15 protein-coding genes are annotated in these 17685 nt (G+C 38.0%); 3 read left to right on the top strand and 12 right to left on the bottom strand.

Annotation, left to right across the window (positions count from 1 at the left end; all coding sequences use genetic code 11):
• Positions 1-807: 807 nt before the first annotated feature.
• Both pyrE and rph read right to left on the bottom strand, forming a co-directional pair.
• On the bottom strand, positions 808-1452 hold the full coding sequence (gene pyrE, locus CWB76_RS06665; protein ID WP_054202965.1) for an orotate phosphoribosyltransferase: 645 nt from the start codon (positions 1450-1452) through the stop codon (positions 808-810).
• A 14-nt stretch (positions 1453-1466) separates the two neighbouring features.
• Positions 1467-2180 (bottom strand): ribonuclease PH, encoded by a 714-nt coding sequence (rph, locus tag CWB76_RS06660; protein WP_008111261.1) that lies wholly within the window; start codon positions 2178-2180, stop codon positions 1467-1469.
• A gap of 180 nt (positions 2181-2360) precedes the next feature.
• Between rph and CWB76_RS06655 the strand changes: the two genes are divergently transcribed.
• Entirely contained in the window at positions 2361-3221 is an 861-nt protein-coding gene (locus tag CWB76_RS06655; protein ID WP_008464069.1) for a YicC/YloC family endoribonuclease, read from the top strand.
• Between the two features lie 60 nt (positions 3222-3281).
• Here the strand turns inward: CWB76_RS06655 and CWB76_RS06650 are convergent, their stop codons facing one another.
• A complete protein-coding gene (locus tag CWB76_RS06650; protein WP_138606347.1) occupies positions 3282-5282 on the bottom strand; it encodes an ATP-binding protein in 2001 nt (666 codons plus the stop codon).
• A 168-nt stretch (positions 5283-5450) separates the two neighbouring features.
• Between CWB76_RS06650 and CWB76_RS06645 the strand changes: the two genes are divergently transcribed.
• On the top strand, positions 5451-6323 hold the full coding sequence (locus tag CWB76_RS06645; protein ID WP_138606345.1) for a gluconeogenesis factor YvcK family protein: 873 nt from the start codon (positions 5451-5453) through the stop codon (positions 6321-6323).
• Here CWB76_RS06645 and CWB76_RS06640 read toward each other — a convergent pair.
• The gene (locus CWB76_RS06640) at positions 6320-6652 is read right to left on the bottom strand and encodes an Hpt domain-containing protein (protein WP_138606343.1); all 333 of its coding nucleotides are present in this window, start codon (positions 6650-6652) and stop codon (positions 6320-6322) included. The two genes, CWB76_RS06645 and CWB76_RS06640, sit on opposite strands and share 4 nt — an antisense overlap.
• Before the next feature lie 21 nt (positions 6653-6673).
• On the opposite strand from CWB76_RS06640, the gene CWB76_RS06635 reads away from it, so the two are divergent.
• Positions 6674-7693, top strand: a complete 1020-nt coding sequence (locus CWB76_RS06635) for a glycosyltransferase family 4 protein (protein WP_138606341.1) — start codon at positions 6674-6676, stop codon at positions 7691-7693.
• Here the strand turns inward: CWB76_RS06635 and CWB76_RS06630 are convergent.
• The 8 genes from CWB76_RS06630 to CWB76_RS06595 form a co-directional block, all read right to left on the bottom strand.
• Positions 7688-9094: a sigma-54-dependent transcriptional regulator gene (locus tag CWB76_RS06630; protein WP_138606339.1), complete on the bottom strand. Its 1407-nt coding sequence runs from the start codon at positions 9092-9094 to the stop codon at positions 7688-7690. The two genes, CWB76_RS06635 and CWB76_RS06630, sit on opposite strands and share 6 nt — an antisense overlap.
• 97 nt (positions 9095-9191) lie before the next feature.
• Entirely contained in the window at positions 9192-10652 is a 1461-nt protein-coding gene (locus CWB76_RS06625; protein ID WP_138606337.1) for a SpoIIE family protein phosphatase, read from the bottom strand.
• Between the two features lie 7 nt (positions 10653-10659).
• Positions 10660-11364, bottom strand: coding sequence for a cellulose synthase operon protein YhjQ/BcsQ (locus CWB76_RS06620; protein WP_055013286.1), 705 nt, complete (start codon positions 11362-11364; stop codon positions 10660-10662).
• Positions 11361-13445, bottom strand: coding sequence for an SLBB domain-containing protein (locus CWB76_RS06615; protein WP_138606335.1), 2085 nt, complete (start codon positions 13443-13445; stop codon positions 11361-11363). Before CWB76_RS06615 ends, CWB76_RS06620 begins: the two co-directional genes overlap by 4 nt.
• Before the next feature lie 3 nt (positions 13446-13448).
• Entirely contained in the window at positions 13449-14303 is an 855-nt protein-coding gene (locus CWB76_RS06610) for an OmpA family protein (protein ID WP_138606333.1), read from the bottom strand.
• 20 nt (positions 14304-14323) lie between these two features.
• The gene (locus tag CWB76_RS06605) at positions 14324-14632 is read right to left on the bottom strand and encodes an STAS domain-containing protein (RefSeq protein ID WP_138606331.1); all 309 of its coding nucleotides are present in this window, start codon (positions 14630-14632) and stop codon (positions 14324-14326) included.
• Between the two features lie 166 nt (positions 14633-14798).
• A complete protein-coding gene (locus CWB76_RS06600) occupies positions 14799-16598 on the bottom strand; it encodes a sugar transferase (protein ID WP_138606329.1) in 1800 nt (599 codons plus the stop codon).
• A 10-nt stretch (positions 16599-16608) separates the two neighbouring features.
• Complete coding sequence (locus CWB76_RS06595) at positions 16609-17685, bottom strand: glycosyltransferase (RefSeq protein ID WP_138606327.1); 1077 nt, start codon at positions 17683-17685, stop codon at positions 16609-16611.

Genomic DNA, 17685 nt, shown 5'->3' with positions numbered 1-17685 from the left:
GACTGTGCTGCAATTCCTACCGAAGTAGTTATTGCTGTTGGTCACTCAGTTTCAATTGAGACTCTAAATTTGCTTGCCTCACTACCTAAGTAGCTTGGCTGTTAGAACTCAATCTGTACGAGTGCCCACACAGATGATTGCTTTATATTGTTAAAGAACGTTGCGATTAAAGCGTTAAACTTTGTCTCGCTAGGGCTGCGCATATTACGCTTCCCTATTTTTTTGTCAACACTTAATTTTGTTAAACTTGAAAGTTTTCAGAACTAAGTTTTACTCGACTCACTGAGTAGCTCGTGCCTCGCTATGCGTTGGCGTTCCCCGTCTCAGTGGGGTCGCATTATAGGGAGATCCGAAAACAGATCAACCCTTTTTTGAAGAAAACTTGAAATAAATGACTGTTCGCTGGATATTTGAACGATAAGTACTAAAAACACAACATAACTATCAATTTATTAACAATAAACGCGAAACTTAAGCCTTTAATCATTGTATCAACTTGAATAAGCTTTATTAAAACACTCGCAACTAAGATGATCATAATGATCACTAGCAATAATCTACCCGAATAGATCCCATATATAACAAAGTCTGGAAAATAAGACGCTGCAGCTAGCATACTGTTAATGTTACTACGGTGAATTGAAGTAGGTAAGAGTGATACCACAGTATTAATAAAATCACGGCTATTAATAGTGCCTACCTGAAGGTGGCTTTTGTTTATGTGTATTAGCAAAGCCTTAATATAAGTAGGAGTTACTGTTGCTCTATTTTAAGCAAAATAAAGCCCCGCATTTGCGAGGCTACTATTTATGCTACACCGTATTGATCCCGGTAAGCTTTTACCGCGGCTAAATGCTCATCCATAGTTCCTTGGAGCTCTAGGTAACTAATTAAATCAGCCAATTTAACGATTGAAGTAACTTGAGTATTAAAGTCACGTTCTACTTCTTGTATAGCAGAAAGCTCTGCTTTACCTTTTTCTTGACGATCAAGTGCAATTAAAACACCACTTAAATCTGCGCCATTATCCGCAATTATTTCCATTGACTCGCGAATAGCTGTACCGGCGGTGATCACATCATCAACTAACATGATCTTACCTTTAAGTTCAGATCCAACTAAGCTACCACCTTCACCGTGTGCTTTTTTCTCTTTACGGTTAAAACAATAAGGTACATCTTTATTATAATGATCAGCTAACGCAACTGCGGTTGTTGTTGCAATTGGAATACCTTTATAAGCAGGACCAAATAGTACATCATATTCAATTGCTGCATCTTCAAGTGCCGCTGCATAAAAGCGACCTAAGCGCGCTAAGTCACGACCTGTATTAAACAAGCCCGCATTAAAGAAGTAAGGGCTAGTACGGCCAGACTTTAAAGTAAACTCGCCAAACTTTAATACCTGCTTTTCTAAAGCAAACTCAATAAACTCTTTTTGATATTCTTTCATTGCCAGTTACCTATTTATGCTAGTGCTTGCTTTTGTACATCAATAATTTCACGAATTGAATGCTTAGCGAGTGTAAGTAGCTCATCAAGTTCGTCAAACGAGAAAGGTTCACCCTCAGCGGTTCCTTGTACCTCAATAATTTTACCGGTTTCAGTTAAAATTACATTCATGTCAGTTTCAGCGTCAGAATCTTCTAGGTATTCTAAATCGCTAATCGCTTGGCCTTTATATATACCAACAGAAATAGCAGCGATCATATGTTTAAGTGGGTTTGAGTTAATCATCCCTTTTGCACGCATATACGTTAGTGCATCAACTAGCGCAACGCATGCACCGCTGATAGACGCTGTACGTGTACCACCATCAGCTTGGATTACATCACAATCAATAGTAATTGTATTTTCACCGAGTGCTTTTAGATCGATTGCTGCACGTAAAGAGCGAGCAATCAGACGCTGAATTTCCATTGTACGACCGCCCTGCTTACCTCGCGTTGCTTCACGACTATTACGTGTGTGTGTTGCGCGCGGTAACATGCCATATTCTGCGTTTACCCAACCTTTACCTTGGCCTTTCATAAAGCGTGGTACGCCAGCCTCAACTGTCGCAGTACAAAGTACCTTAGTGTTGCCAAACTCTACCAATACTGAACCTTCAGCATGCAGAGTGTAGTTACGTGTAAACGTAACCGGTCTAATTTGATTAGGTGTTCTTTCGCTTGGACGCATTGACGATCCCCTTAATTCTGAATTTGCCACATTATATGTTGATGTGAATACAGATGCCATGTTGATTTATATTAAAGTGTGTTTAAAAAACACTCAGCAGTGTTAAATTTTCTTTAGAGCTTGGGCAGTGTTACGGTATAATAATCGTAATATTGTATTTAAAAATGTAGGAAAACATCCATGATCCACAGTATGACAGCTTATGCGCGTCGCGAAATAAAAGGCGAATGGGGCACTGGCACGTGGGAAGTTCGCTCAGTGAACCAACGTTATCTTGAAACCTTTATTCGTGCACCAGAGCAATTTCGTGGCATGGAGCCCGTTATACGCGAGCGTCTGCGTAAGCACTTACAGCGTGGTAAGGTCGAAGTTTTCTTAAAATTTGTAGCAAACCCTGCACATGTGGGTGAATTATCAATTAATCAATCTCTTGCTGAGCAGCTAATTAATAGTGCTAAGTGGGTACAACAACAAAGCAATGGTGATATTAATCCTGTTGACATTTTGCGTTGGCCTGGCGTGATGGAAGCGCAAGAAATTGATATGGATAGTGTAAATACAGCACTCATTACTGGGCTTGACCAAGTAATTGAAGACTTTAAATCGGCACGTGGTGATGAAGGTGCAAACCTTGAAGAAATGATAACTACACGATTAACCGCCATTTTAGAGCAAGTTGATATTGTTGAAGCACACATGCCAGAAATTACTAAATGGCAACGTGAAAAGTTAATACAAAAACTTGAAGATTTAACAACAAATATTGATGAGTCACGTCTTGAGCAAGAACTGATTTACCTTGCACAAAAGCAAGATGTAGCAGAAGAACTTGATCGTTTAAAATCGCACGTTAAAGAAACACGTAAAATTTTGAGTAAAGGTGGTGCTTGTGGTCGTCGTTTAGATTTTATGATGCAAGAGTTTAACCGTGAAGCAAATACCCTAGCTTCTAAATCAATCAACAGCGACATCACCAATGCTGCAGTTGAGCTAAAAGTATTGATAGAGCAAATGCGTGAGCAAATTCAGAATATTGAATAACAAACTATAACGTTAGAAAAGGCCATGATTATTCCTAATTACGGCCTTTTTTATTACCGGCTATAAAAGCGTACTTAAAGACGCTTTTAAGGTTTCAAACTTAATAGGCTTGGTAAGCACTTTATTAACACCTACTTTAAAACATGATGCCTTGTCATCGGTTGAAGCATTTGCGGTTAGTGCAAAAATAGGAATATCACTTAACAGCTCATGACGAATATGCTGCGTGGCGCTTAGTCCATCCATGGTCGGCATCATGATGTCCATTAAAATTAAATCAAAATGTTTGAGTTTCATAAACTCAATTGCTTCCACTCCATCATTAGCAATCGTGACTTTGTGATTTAGCTTTTGTAAAAACGCCTTAATAAGCACTTGATTGGTTTTATTATCTTCAGCAACCAGAACTGATAATACAGGCTGTTTTGATGAAAGATCGGGTTTAATTTCATCAATAATCGCTTCTTTAAATGGCAGTAAAATAGTAAACGTACTACCTAGCCCTAGCTGAGTTTCAACACTAATAGAGCCGTCCATAAGTTCGATTAGGTTTTTTGAAATACTGAGGCCTAATCCTACTCCTTCATTTTTTCTATTTATACCTTCGTTAACTTGTCGAAACGGCTGAAATATAAAACTCAGATCTTTCTTTGCAATACCTACTCCTGAATCTTCAATAGTAAATTTTAGGTTGTCATCTACAATATTTACACATAATGCAATATGCCCTGAGCGAGTGAACTTAAATGCGTTGCCAATGAGATTAAATAGTATCTGTCCCAGCCTAAATTCATCACCCATAATAAAGGTAGGGATATTGTCATTAATCGAAACTGAAAAAATAATATCTTCACTGTCTTCTATAATATGCAATTGCCCAACGATGTTCTCAATAAGCAGTTTTACATTTAGCGGTTTATTGGCGATTAATACAGTCCCTGATTCAATTTTTGAAAAATCTAATACGTCGGTAATTAATCCATAAAGAATATCAGCACTAGAGTTTGCATAATTCAACCATTGGCGTTGCTCTTGAGTTAAATCGGTATCTATTAATAACTCTATCATCCCCATAATCGCATTCATGGGGGTCCTTATTTCATGCGACATGATGGTTAAAAATTTTGTTTTTGTTTTACTGGCTTCCTCAGCTTTAAGCTTTTCATTTTCAAGTGCAGTCTCTCGCTCTTTTGAGACGGTGATATCTTTGGCAATACCTAAATAGCCAATGAAATTTCCGTTTTCGTCAAATTGCGACTTACCATTGAGCGATACCCACAAAGGTGTCGATGCCTTAACCTCAAACTCAAAACCATTAAAATCCTCATGCTCAGCTATTAAAGCAGCAAAAGCTTGCCATTTTAGTGTGTTTCTTTGCTCATTTTTAGTGCGCAAAGACTCTATGGTTTTATTAATAAATGTTTTCGCATAGGTATTATCTTCCCTTTCCAGATTGTTAACGCTGGTAAAAGTCATATCAGGCTCGGTTCGCCAAAACCACTCACTTGCTAATTCTTTAAATAAAGTAGAAAGCTGAGAAAATTTATCAAGTAGTAAAACAGATTGATGAGTTTGTTCATGTAACTTATTTAATTGGAGAAAAGCGTGGAATACTTGCTGAAGAAATAAAATTATTGAGTGTGAAGCTAAAACATTATGGTTAATTTTGTTACTCACATGAGTGAAAATAAATAAGCATTGTTCTTTACCCGTATCAATCCCGATTAACAGCGCTGTATTTTTATTCTGATTATTTGCCTCTGCTGATAAAGTAACTAATTGTTCTGGCAATGGATTGCAACTAAATGAGTAACCTTTTTTTAAAGCCTGAATAAATGCAGCACATGGTGGCCAAGTTTTCTCATAAAAATCGATGTTAGTTGTGCCTATAGTTAAAAAATGATGATGTGTTTTTTTTAAAACAATGCAGTCTTGGTATTGAAGTAATGGCTGCAGTAAAGCTGACATAGTAGCTAAAATATCAATTTCATCATCACACTGATGCAATAACGCTAACTGCTTCTGTAGTTCCGTAAGCGTAATTAATTCATTACGTTGCATACTCATTCCCTCAGCTAAAATGCATCGCGTTTTGCAAAATAATACCAAAATCGATGTTATGACTAATTAATATAGAACAAAATTTAATATAAATCATTGAGTTATTTTTATGGCAGGGTGGAATGATTTCTGCTTTATTAATATAAATAAATACATAAAGGCATAACCATGAAGATAGTATGTATTGGTGGTGGTCACGGATTAGCACAAGTGTTAAGTGCGATAAAACCCTTATGTAGTAACCTAACAGCAATTGTAGCAACTACCGATAATGGTGGTAGCACCGGTCGCATTAGAGCCGATCAAAATTGTATCGCTTTAGGTGACATAAGGCGCTGCTGTGTTCAACTTGCAGGTGAAAGCACGCAAGCCCAAGCTATGTATGAGCATAGGTTTATCCATGGCGATATGGCGGGTCATAGTTTAGGGAATTTAACACTATTGGGTTTAACCCAGCTAACACAGTCTCCCACTGAGGCTATTGCTGCTTTTAATCGTTTGCTTGGAAATAAAGAGACAGTTTTGCCTATGTCTGATCTACCTACAGATTTAGTAGCCGAGCTAAACAATGGTGAAAAAGTATTTGGTGAATGCGCGATTGATGCTCTAAATGAACTACCAAGTACAATCTACTTATCGAAAGCGGTGCCGCCAGCACCTGGTACTATTGAAGCTATTTTAGATGCCGATTTAATAATTATTGGTCCAGGTAGCATCATTACTAGCGTGATGCCTGCTTTTTTAATTACAGAAATCACTGAAGCAATAAAAAAAACCTCTGCGTGTAGAGTATTTATTGAAAACACAGCGCAAGAAAGCAGCGTGATGCAACATACAAAAATTGCCGGCATTGACTGGTTACAAAAGAAGCTCGCCACTAAAGTATACGATTTAAGTATTTCTCCTTCTGCCATTATTGAAATTTTACAACAGGGAGAGAAGTGTAAGGAAACAGGCAAGCATTTACATAATATTAATGAACTAAAAAATGTATTTTCAGAGTTATTAAAAAGCTCTTTTAATACTGAAAAACACGCTTAATGATTTTGGGTAAGTTCTCTCATATGTTCGAAGGTTTTTTTACTTTGTGCATCAGCTAACTTTAAGAGGGTTACAACCTCAGTGTTTAAACCATTGACCTTAACTTGCTGCTCAATAAGCTGGCACGTTTGCGCTAATCTTGTTGCACCAAAACTATAACCGCTACTTTTTAAGCTATGAGCGCACAGTTCAATTTCTGCGGCATCGGTTGAGAAAAGCATTTGCGCCACTAACTTTTTAGACTCATCAACAAAAACGTTTATCAGTTCAATGGCTGTGCTATCACCAACATCATACTTTAGTTGTTCTATTACAGATGTATCTATCATAATTTTCTTTTGGAGCTCATTGTGAATAATCAGATTATATTGTTTGTAGACTCTTCAATGATTGGTGGTATTGAAACTCATATTATAGAGTTATACAAGCTGCTTAACAAAAACCAGCTTAGTTGCTCGGTTTTATTTTATAAGAATCATGGGAATAATGAATTTTATGAGTTACTTGATAAGCAAAGCATACCGTATGATTTTCTGCAAGGTACACTCATTAGTTTAATCAAGCGGTTTCGCAGTTACGATCGCAATACAGTTATTCACACCCATGGTTATAAAGCCGGTATTTTAGGGCGTTTGGTTTGTAAAATCACAAATAAGCATTGTGTTAGCACTTACCATGCAGGAGAGGCTGGTACAGGAAAAATGTGGCTGTATAACAAATTCGATTTATGGCTTAGTTGGTTATCAACTAACTTTGCAGTGTCTGAAAAAATTAGTAAAACAATTAAAAACGCCCAATTACTGGAAAACTTCATCGCAATAGCCGAACCTCCCAGCACTGATTTTGCACAACCGTTACTTAGAGTCGGGTTTGTTGGGCGCTTATCTTATGAAAAAGGCCCTGATATATTTTATGAGTTAGCTGAAAGTATGCAGACTAATAAACAGGTACAGTTTCACCTTTTTGGGGATGGCCCGATGCGTGATCGTATTCCACAATTAGACAACCTTCATTACCATGGTTTAATACCCCGAGATGATATTTGGCAACATTTAGATGCCCTACTTATTTGTTCAAGAGAAGAAGGCCTGCCTATGACGCTTCTAGAAAGTATGGCGCATTATAAAATTATTATCAGCAGCCCTGTGGGCGCTATTCCTAGCATTATAAACAATGGAATTAATGGCTTTTTAATGAAATCAGCAAATACACTAGAGTGCCAACAATCGATAGAAGCATTACTTGCCTTGCCGGCAATACAAAAAAGTGAAATGGCACACTCAGCATACACTATGCTTGAAGAGCGTTTTTCAGGTAGAAAACAATTTAACTTGCTGCAAAGTGCTTATACAGCAAAAACATTATTATAAATTTTCTTCCCACCCTTTAATTTTTCGGTATAAGGTTGAAGGACTTACATCTAAAAGAGCGGCAGCTTTAGGAATATTAGTTGCGCATATTTTTATGACCCGCTCTATATATTCTTTTTCGGCGATCCATAAAGCCTTAACCTCACTTTCAACCTGCGGTAACTCTTCAAATTCTTGAACTGGTAACGATGCATGTTGCTCTTTAACCTGCCCCTCATTACCTGACTCTTTTTGCGGGCTTTGTGGCAATGCTGGTAGCATAGATACATCAATCCACTCTTGTGGGTTAAGCACTAAAATATTACGGATCACATTTTCTAGCTGCCTAACGTTACCAGGCCAATCGTATTGTGCTAAAAAGTGCTTCACATCGTCGGTTATCCCTTTGTAAGGGTGCCGCTCTTCCTTGGCTATTTTAATAAACAACGCTTGTGCTATTTCAATAATATCTCTGCCCCGCTCTCTAAGTGGTGGCAGCTCAAGAGGAATAACGTGCAGCCTGTAATATAAATCTTCTCTAAATCGACCGGCCTCAACCTCAGCAAGCGGGTTTCTGTTGGTAGCACAAACAAACCTCACATCAACTTTAACTTGTTTTTCGCTACCGACTTGTTGATAAGTACCTGTTTGAATAAAACGAAGTAATTTACTTTGTAAATTAATATCCATTTCACATAACTCATCTAAAAACAGTGTCCCCCCATCAGCCTGCCCTGCAGCACCCAAGCGGTTTGCAATTGCTCCAGTGAAGGCACCTTTTAAATGGCCAAATATTTCACTTTCAATCAAATCTTTGGGGATAGCAGCACAATTAAGTGCAACAAAGGGCTTGTCGGCACGATTAGAGGCTTGATGAACTGCTCGTGCACAAAGCTCTTTGCCAGTACCACTTTCACCGGTAATAAATACCGTGGCTTTACTCGCTGCAGCAGAGCTAATAACTTGATACACCGATTGCATTTGCTTGGAGCTACCAATCAAGTCAAAGTAACGACCGTTTTCATAAATATTTTTATACTGGGTAACCGTTTGTTTTAAATCTTTTATTTTGAGAGTGTTGTTAATGGTTATACGAAAACGTTCTGCCTCTACAGGCTTTTCTAAAAAATCACTAGCGCCTAACTTAATCGCTTGAATCGCCATTTCTTTGGTAGCATGCCCAGTTAATACAACAACTTGCGGAAAATTATCAGGTTCTAGCTGAGCTAGAATATCTAGCCCGTTCATATCGGGTAACATCACATCGAGTACGATCAGATCGGGTTTTATTTTATTAATAATATCAAGAGCGGTTGCCCCATCATTTGCCACTAGTGTGTTTACACCTGTTGGTAAAAGATAAGACTGATACATCATAGCAAGCGACTGGGTGTCTTCTACAATCAGTATTGTTGGTGGCATAATCCCATTCCTTTTAGCGACTCGCTAAGAATTATTTAGAGAAAAAATATTAACTTATGGATATTAAGTTAACTATACATAGTTAATTAAATCAAATTCAATTAATGATTATTAATGAGGCATCATCCACTTCTTTAGAAAGCGCAACCTGAGAATTTTTCCATAACGAGTGTGCAAAATCCTCTGCTGAGGAGCTTTGCATAGGGATGATTTTTTTTAATTCGGTCATTTCGTCTTTATCGGTAAAGCGGTTATCCGTCCAACCATCAGTATAAAGTATAATATGTTCAACATTATCAAGCTTGGCTTCATATAAAGTATATTGATGATCATTAGACAGCCCAAGCAATGGTCCGGTACCATTTAGCTGAGATAGCTCACCATTTTTACTGATAATAACCGGTGCGGGATGACCAGCATTGAGCCAATACAACTTATTATTTTCTAAAAAACAAATCATTAAAGTGACTAAGCTTGATTTACATAATTGCTGTTTATAAAGCGCATTATTGAGCGCAACGAGCATTTCTTGATACGCTAACCCGGTCGCTAAAAAGCCACTTATAAAACCTTTTATAGCAAAGCTTTCTTTGAGCGCTTGTAAGCCATGACCCATCATATCACCGAGTATAAAAGCAGTACCTTCATCATTAATTGGCATAAAAAAGTCACCGCCATTACCCACACTAATAGAGCCAAAAATATGCGCTGTTTTACCATGCCCTAAAAGCACTTTAGAAGGTGTTAATCCGAATGTACTTTGATAGGACAAGTATGCAAATCGATGAGTTACTCGATCTATGCTTTGTAATAACTTATTTTTTTTAACTGGTTTTATTAAGTAATCATCAACCCCTAATCGATTAATTTTACTGATCACTTCTTCGCTATCATCGCCAGTTAACATCACCACCGATAACTGAGATTTTAAATTCGATTTATTAAGCTTTTCCAGTAATGGCTCACACGTTCCTTGTTTAAGTTTATGATCAAGTAACAATATACTAGCATCAGAGGTTAAAATAGCTTGCCAGCCAGCCTCTATGTTTTCACAGGTGACGACATTAAATTTATCTTTTAGGTAGGCGCTCATTAATGCTAATTGAGTGACATCATCGTCGACATAAATAATACTCGGTCGTTTATCAATGTTAGTTAAGGGAAAAGAAAAATAGTTTTTTCCTGCTCGCGTGTCGTAGGTGGCATCCGCAAAGTAATGGCGAATAAGTTCAACCCCCATCCCTCCTTCTACCAGCTCAGCCGATGCTAATGTCCATGAAGAGTTGTTTTGTTTAAATAAATTATAAGGCTTAAGTTCATCTATAAAAGTTAATTGGTAAGTATCATGATTTATTTGGTTAATACGCAACATTATAAGCTGCTCATCGCCCTCATTATGGCGAATTAAGTTAGTTAGGTATTCGGTTGCGACTAAGCCTGCTGCATCCGCTTCATCTCGGGTCACCGATAAAGCGCCCAGTACATGCTTAAGTACTTGGCGTATTTCAGTTAAGGTCGGCCATAATAATTCAAAACGCCGCTCAAATAATATATCCATAAAAGTCTCAGTAATGTTTAAACAACCACTTTTGTTTATTTATTTTGCTGGTTAAAAAAGCGCACAACCTTGGCCATTTTGAAGAATGTCGTTGGAAGAGCAGTAGCATGCGCTCCCCTAAAGGAGCAAAGCTATGTTGACTTACCAGTAACTTTATATTGCTATGACCCGCTTGCTTAAGTTCTGCCACGCCTTGACATAACGACTCTTCATTATTAATACCTAGCGCAATAGTAACCAAGGTCAGCTCGCTACATAAGCTTAAAGAATGCAGTGGTACATTATTACGATTTAACTTTAATGCTGGCGACATATCCAGCAACACATAATCATATTCTTGCTTTAAACGCAGTACCGCTTCATTTAAAACATGTTTGTTTTTTGCTGAATCAATTGACTCTAAATTGTGAATTGTAAGTACTTCAATACCTTGATAAGGCATAACACTGAGCTGACAGGAAATATCATCAAAACGCCACAACTTAGTCAATGTTGGCAGCTGTTTGTCTAAACGAAACGAACTAATAGGGTTAAGATCGATAACGAGTACTGACTTATTTTGACTTTTTAAACGTTGAGCAACACTAATACAGGCTGTGGATGAACCTTCGCCACCGTACAAAGAAATAAACGTCACGCACCGTGCTTCATCATCAATCAAGGTGTTACAGATGGTTTCTAGTTCATGATACTGCCCAGGTATCAAGTTCATAAGCTTATCACCAAAGCAATTATGGTTATAAAGTCGAGGAAGTTATCTTTAAATTGACTAATTAGGTCTTGACCTTTATCAGGGACATATAGCGTATCTCCAGCTCTAAGTACCGGAATATTGGCCGAGTTTGGAGACTTTATAAATTCCTCAAGATTAAACACGCGAGATTGTTCTTTACAGCATGAATGGTTAACAACCACTATTTTGTCAATGAGAGCTGAACTTGACGGCCCTCCAGCTTCAGCAAGCACATCTAAAATAGACATCGTATCATCAAAGTTATATCGACCCGGCTTTTGCACTGCCCCCATAATACGAACAACTCGCTCTTTAGGGGTACGTAACCAATCTTTGTCTTTTTCTGGAATAAATATTGTGTCGCCGGGTGACACATGAGGAAATAACGTTTCATCACCAGTTTCAAAATACATCGCTAAATCAAGTTTGCTCACTCGAGCGCGATTACCATTACGGTGCGTAACTCTAATATTACGAATATCCGCACTACCATTAGGACCATCTGCTGCTGCCAAAATATCAATAAAATGCATATTGTCATTGAACGCATAGCGCCCAGGGGAACCTACTTGCCCCATGATATAAATAGACTTGCTCGATTCTTGACGTATCCATTGCGATTTATTGTCTCCGGGGTCTACTGGTAACTCCTCAACAATAATAGTATCGCCAGCAATTAAACTCGGCAGCGCAATTTCACCGTTAGTAATGGTGTATTTTTCTAGATCAAATCGTTGGGTGACATCGCCATTTCGCAAAATTTTAATATCGTTCACGTTAGCCCCTTTAGTAGGGCCACCAGCATGCGCTAACAGATCAGTAAAGTCCATTTCGTCACTCCACTCATAACGACCAGGAGATTGAATAGCACCTATAATCTTAATCGCTCGTTTTGTCGGAATTTTTAACCAACTTTTTTCATTAACATCTGTTTTTTCAGGAACAAATATTACATCACCGGGGTTTAAATCGGGCACTTTAGCGGTGGTTAATCCCTCACTATAACCCTGTAAATCAAAAAGTATGCTCTCTCCCGCAGGGGTTAATATTTTTATTTGGCGTGTTTCTGCAAAGCGAGTTGGGCCCCCTGCATTTGCTAAAATATCTAAAAAGTTAGTACTGTCAGCAGCCTCATAGGCCCCCGGCTTTTGTACCTCACCCATAATATAAACCGTGCGTGATGTAGTATTTACATCATCCACCATAATCGGCACATATATGGTTGACCCTGCTTTTAGTAGCGGCATGTTGCTATCGGTAGGTTTATCTAAATATGCTTTTAAATCAAAAATAACAGGAGCTTTATCAACGATCACTCTAATTTTAGTTACATCCGCATAGCGAGTAACCCCTTCCGCACGCATCAGCGCATCTAGAAGAGTCATATTTTCTTTAAACGAAAAACTACCAGGGTTATGCACTTCGCCAAGCATAGTAATGGCACTGTTGTCGCTTGCATCCCCTGTCGCACTAAGTGTTTGTGCATCAAAATCAATTTGCACGTTACCAAGGAGCGGAGAAACAGGCACAAACACAGTATCTTCACTTTTAAGCTTTGGTAATAAATTTATGTCGCCTGAGTCTAAATATGCTTTGTAATTAAATTCAATTACTTCATCTTTGCGTCTTATTTGTAAACGATCGAGCTGTGCGCCAGGTCTTAAACCATTAGCCTTAGCTATCACCATCTGAATATTGCCATCATCAGGAATACTCACCTGTGAGGGCGTGATCACATACCCTAAAACATTAATAAATATGTCTCTGCTTCTAAGCTCTACATAAAAGTCATTTATAGCAACAAACAACTCTGCAAGAATAGGTTTAAGTTCTGCCTCTATTTGCGTAACCGTTTTATTACCGACCTGAAATTGCCCCACCTCAGGTATGTTAATTTGACCTTTTTTATCGACCTCAAAAGTTGTTTCAAATTCAACTTCCCCTGGGACATATAAAAACAGCTTGTTACCTGCTTGCACTATAGGCTCATCGGCTTTTTCAGCAAACGCAGAGCTTGATACTAAAAAGAAAAAAACGAAGACAGCAAAAATAAATCTCATACATTACTCCTTTCTCTTTTCAATAATTTTAGTCCAATTCATTAGTGACTTTACTTGTTTGCTATCTTCACTTTGCACGTTAGCATCTAAAATAATAGCCTCAACTCGGCGATCTGAATGACGTTTTTGCTCACTTTGTTCCGACTCACTAAATGGTTTTAAACTGCCTTGGGTTAAAGTGGTAATGTTATAGGTAGGCACACCATAAACACTCAACCAATGCTTAACAGTATCTGCGCGTTTTAAAGCCAGCTCGTAATTACTATTTTTACTGCCTACAGAGTCAGTATGCCCGATAAGTAAAATACTAATACTTTCTAGTTGTTTGATTAAATCGGCTGCTTGAGCAACTCGTACGGCATATTTAGGGGTTATTTCAAAGGCATTAAATGCAAATTGGTTATCGCTATTTAATAACTCCGCTATTTGCTTTTTTACATTAACTAATGCGGGTTGTTCATCAATCGATGCAGCGCAATTAGTCAACTTTCTAACAGTATCAAAATGGTTAGCTAATTGATTAAGGCCATGATAATGAATTAATAAGTCATGTTCCGCGTCTTCCCACATTTGAGCTGCGATTAAACGACGAATACGATTCTCATAAATTTGGGCTTTTAATAACTGTGCCGGCATACAGGCATTAATATCCTGCGACTTTAATAATTCAAGCTTAAGTTCTAAGTGCTCAAACTCGCTCCTTACAATACTCTCAGGTTGATTAAATGTTTCATCTAGCTGCTGATCATCTAATGGATAGTTTTGGTATTTTTCGGCCAAGCCTCCCTGCCCTTCATCTGGCCAAGTAGCGCATCCGCCTAAAAACATGAAAATGAAAATTGCTATGCTCGCCTTCATAAAACTCTCCCTGATAACCTCTACACAGCGTCAATAAATGGAATGGTTTTATCCACTCTTAATAAGTTCATTAACTTAAACGGCTGCCCGGTGACATTAAGTAAAGATAGCTTATTACTTTGTTTTTCAATTCTTTTATATAGAAAAACAATAGCACCTATTCCCGAAGAGTCGATAAATTCGGTTTTAGAGAAGTCTAAAACAACAAAATTAGAGTCTTGCTCAACGAGCAGCTCAAACTGATCTTTTAGCTCATCGACAGCAAAGCCTGAAAAGTCATTAGGAATGGTAATAACGGTTGGATCAGTTTTGTTGGCTACATTTTTCATTTTAATCACCTATTAAAAGTATGAACTCAAATAGACAGTTACAAGAAGAATGCCAAACTTAAGACATTGAAATATAAAAACTTTAATGGCTTACTAATTAATTTTTGAAATAGAAGTGCATAATGCAATTGCTTTTTGGGTGTACAATTGCATTATGCGAAGCGGGTTATTGGCCCTTACCAGTAAAAATAACAACCAATGTTTTAAAGAAAATAGTCAATTCCATATAACACCAGCTACGAGCTGATGAAGTGCTCAACATATAGGCGTAATCCCAACCAATTTTATTACGTGCATCGTCAATAGTTTCATCATAGCCATTCATTACTTGCGCTAACCCAGATATACCTGGCTTTATGCCATAAGTACGCTGACAAAAATAGGGAATATCTTTTTCAAGTTTTGAATAAAAAACAGGTCGTTCAGGGCGAGGGCCTATCAACGACATATCACCTATGAGTACGTTCCAAAGCTGAGGTAATTCATCTAACCGTGTCTTACGAATAAAGCGCCCTACTGGGGTAATACGCGGATCATCTTTACTTGCCCATACGGCTCCACTTTTAACCTCAGCATCAACCACCATAGAACGGAATTTTAATACGTTAAAAAGTGCCACAAAGTCATCATCACTTTGCCCTACTCTTAACTGTTTAAACAACACTGGTCCTTTAGAGCTGAACTTAATCACCAATGCAACCATGAGCATTACAGGAAACAGAACAATTAAGCCAGTAGCAGAGCCTAAAATATCAATACTGCGTTTTACTGCTCTGATTATTAAATTATTAGACTGCTTAGTTTGGTGAACGCGCTGCCAATGCTTACTATAATCACCGCGTTCAAATTTAATAATCCCCCAAAAAGCACACAAGTATGCCGCAACCAAATAGTTAATACTGTCGATCACCGGCCATTTAACTTTTATGCTCAAAAGCTGTTTTAATACACCCAGCCCATGTACAGCGGCTAATGTAATACAGGCTACTTTGGCTAAAAACACGTTAGAGAAAACCGCCAGAGAAATTAGTAATCCATAAATCAGTACCAGTATAATGGGCATAATGCCACGTAATACCTTGTGCGAAATATAATTAAAGCTTACCCAGCCTAGTTTTGGATTAAATAGCTCAGACAGCATTTTAACTTGTTGCCAATTGCCAGCGCCTAACCTTACCCTTCTTGCGTAATCATGGCTTTGTTCATCGCATTCACGTTCAACAATGTTGATCTCGTTATTTACTAGCGCCTTGCCACCTTTATTAAGTGCTTTCATCGACAAAATAAAATCATCGTTTATAGTGCTCGCATCTAATAACTGAACATATTCAGCGCGTATAGCAAACATGGCACCCGGTACGCCAATAACAGCGCCTAATGATGACTCCATACTTTTTACTTTATTTTGATACTGCCAATACTGTTGCTGCTCTTTGGTGGCTAAGTCATCTAATATGTACACCCCCGTGATCACATTGACCTGAGGGTCTTTAAAATCAGCATCGATTTTATTTAGTACATCAACGCTGAGTAATGCGCTGACATCGGTAAACAGCAATACATCGTAATTTGGCCTGGTTAGTTTTATTAACTCATTAACACCAAACGACTTGCCTTTATTGACCTTATTAAAATGCAAATGACACACTACATTTTGCTTTGCAAGATGCGATTGAGCAATCATCGCCTCGTCATAGGTTTTGTCTGTACAGCCATCAAGATAAACATGAATGGCATACTGCTCTGTGCTGTATAACATAGAGCCAAGGTTATAGAGCTTTTCACGAATATGTTCTTGCTCGTTGTAGGCGCACATTAAAATACCAAAGCGCGTGGTTGCCGGGGTAGCGTTTAATTCGATGTTCACTTCATCGTTACTAAAAAGCTTTAATAGCAATAAGTAACCAACATGATGGTACAACACCAACACAATCAAAATCGCCAATGTAATCAGTAAAAAAGTCATTGTAATCCCCTTATGAAGCTAAACCATTATAAAAATGGTCATAGGCTTCGCTCATTTTGTTTGCATCCGCAATTGAGAGAATATACTCTCGAATGCATTGCCCGTGCTTCATTTCCAATGCTTTTAATAGGGCAAGTTTTAAGCCAAAAGAATCATTAGGTTTTACTAAAATACCCTGCTTATCACTGACAACTTCACTAATGCCACCGACATCAGTTGCCACTATTACTTTGCCACATGCCATCGACTCTAAAATAGACAGAGGTAAGCCCTCTCGTTGCGAGTACAAGCACATCACATTAATGGCAGAATAAAATAATTCCATATGCTGCACATTTCCTAAGAAATGTACTCGCTCTACCACCCCTAGTGACACTGCAGCACTCATTAATGAAAAACGTAAACTGCCATTACCAGCAAATACGAGTTCAATCTCTTTGGGTAGCGCGGGCAGTAATTTAATTAAATCTAAATGCCCCTTACCTGGCTCTAAACGAGCAGAGCATCCAATGAGCTTTTTGTCATGGGGCAAGTTAAGCTTAATCCGTGCAGTAGCGTCATCTGTATCTATAAACTGTTGAAAATCAATGCCGTTAAGAATAGTACTATCAGCTTTAATAGCGGTTTCGTTGAAAAACTCATTAGCGACCACATTTGCATCGGCCACCCAATGAATTTTAGTCAGCTTATTCAATACTTTTGTGATCACTCGCTGTTTAAAGTTTTTTAAATACCACGCATCATGAATTGTCGATACGTGTTTAATACTTGGATTAACTAAACAGGTGAGGCTAGCGTAAAGCATTGGGCCAATGTGATGGCTATGAATCACTGTAATATTATGTTTTTTAATTATTTCACTAAGCTTTTTAATTACACTTAGTTCAAATTTAGGGGCTTTGTTTAAGCTTATAAGTTTTTGCTCAAAGGCTGACAGTGCCGGCCATTCATTTATTGCATCCCTTTCAGTTCCTTCCAAAGAAACAAGAATACTGGTGTTTGCAAATCGACTTTTTTGCATCAAAGTCACGGCCATTTTTTCCAGCCCACCTATTTTAAAGTGTTGAACTAAATGTAAAACGTTCAT

The sequence above is a fragment of the Pseudoalteromonas sp. S1609 genome, assembly GCF_005887255.1.
Lineage (GTDB): Bacteria > Pseudomonadota > Gammaproteobacteria > Enterobacterales > Alteromonadaceae > Pseudoalteromonas.
This window is presented reverse-complemented; position numbering and strand designations above follow the sequence as displayed.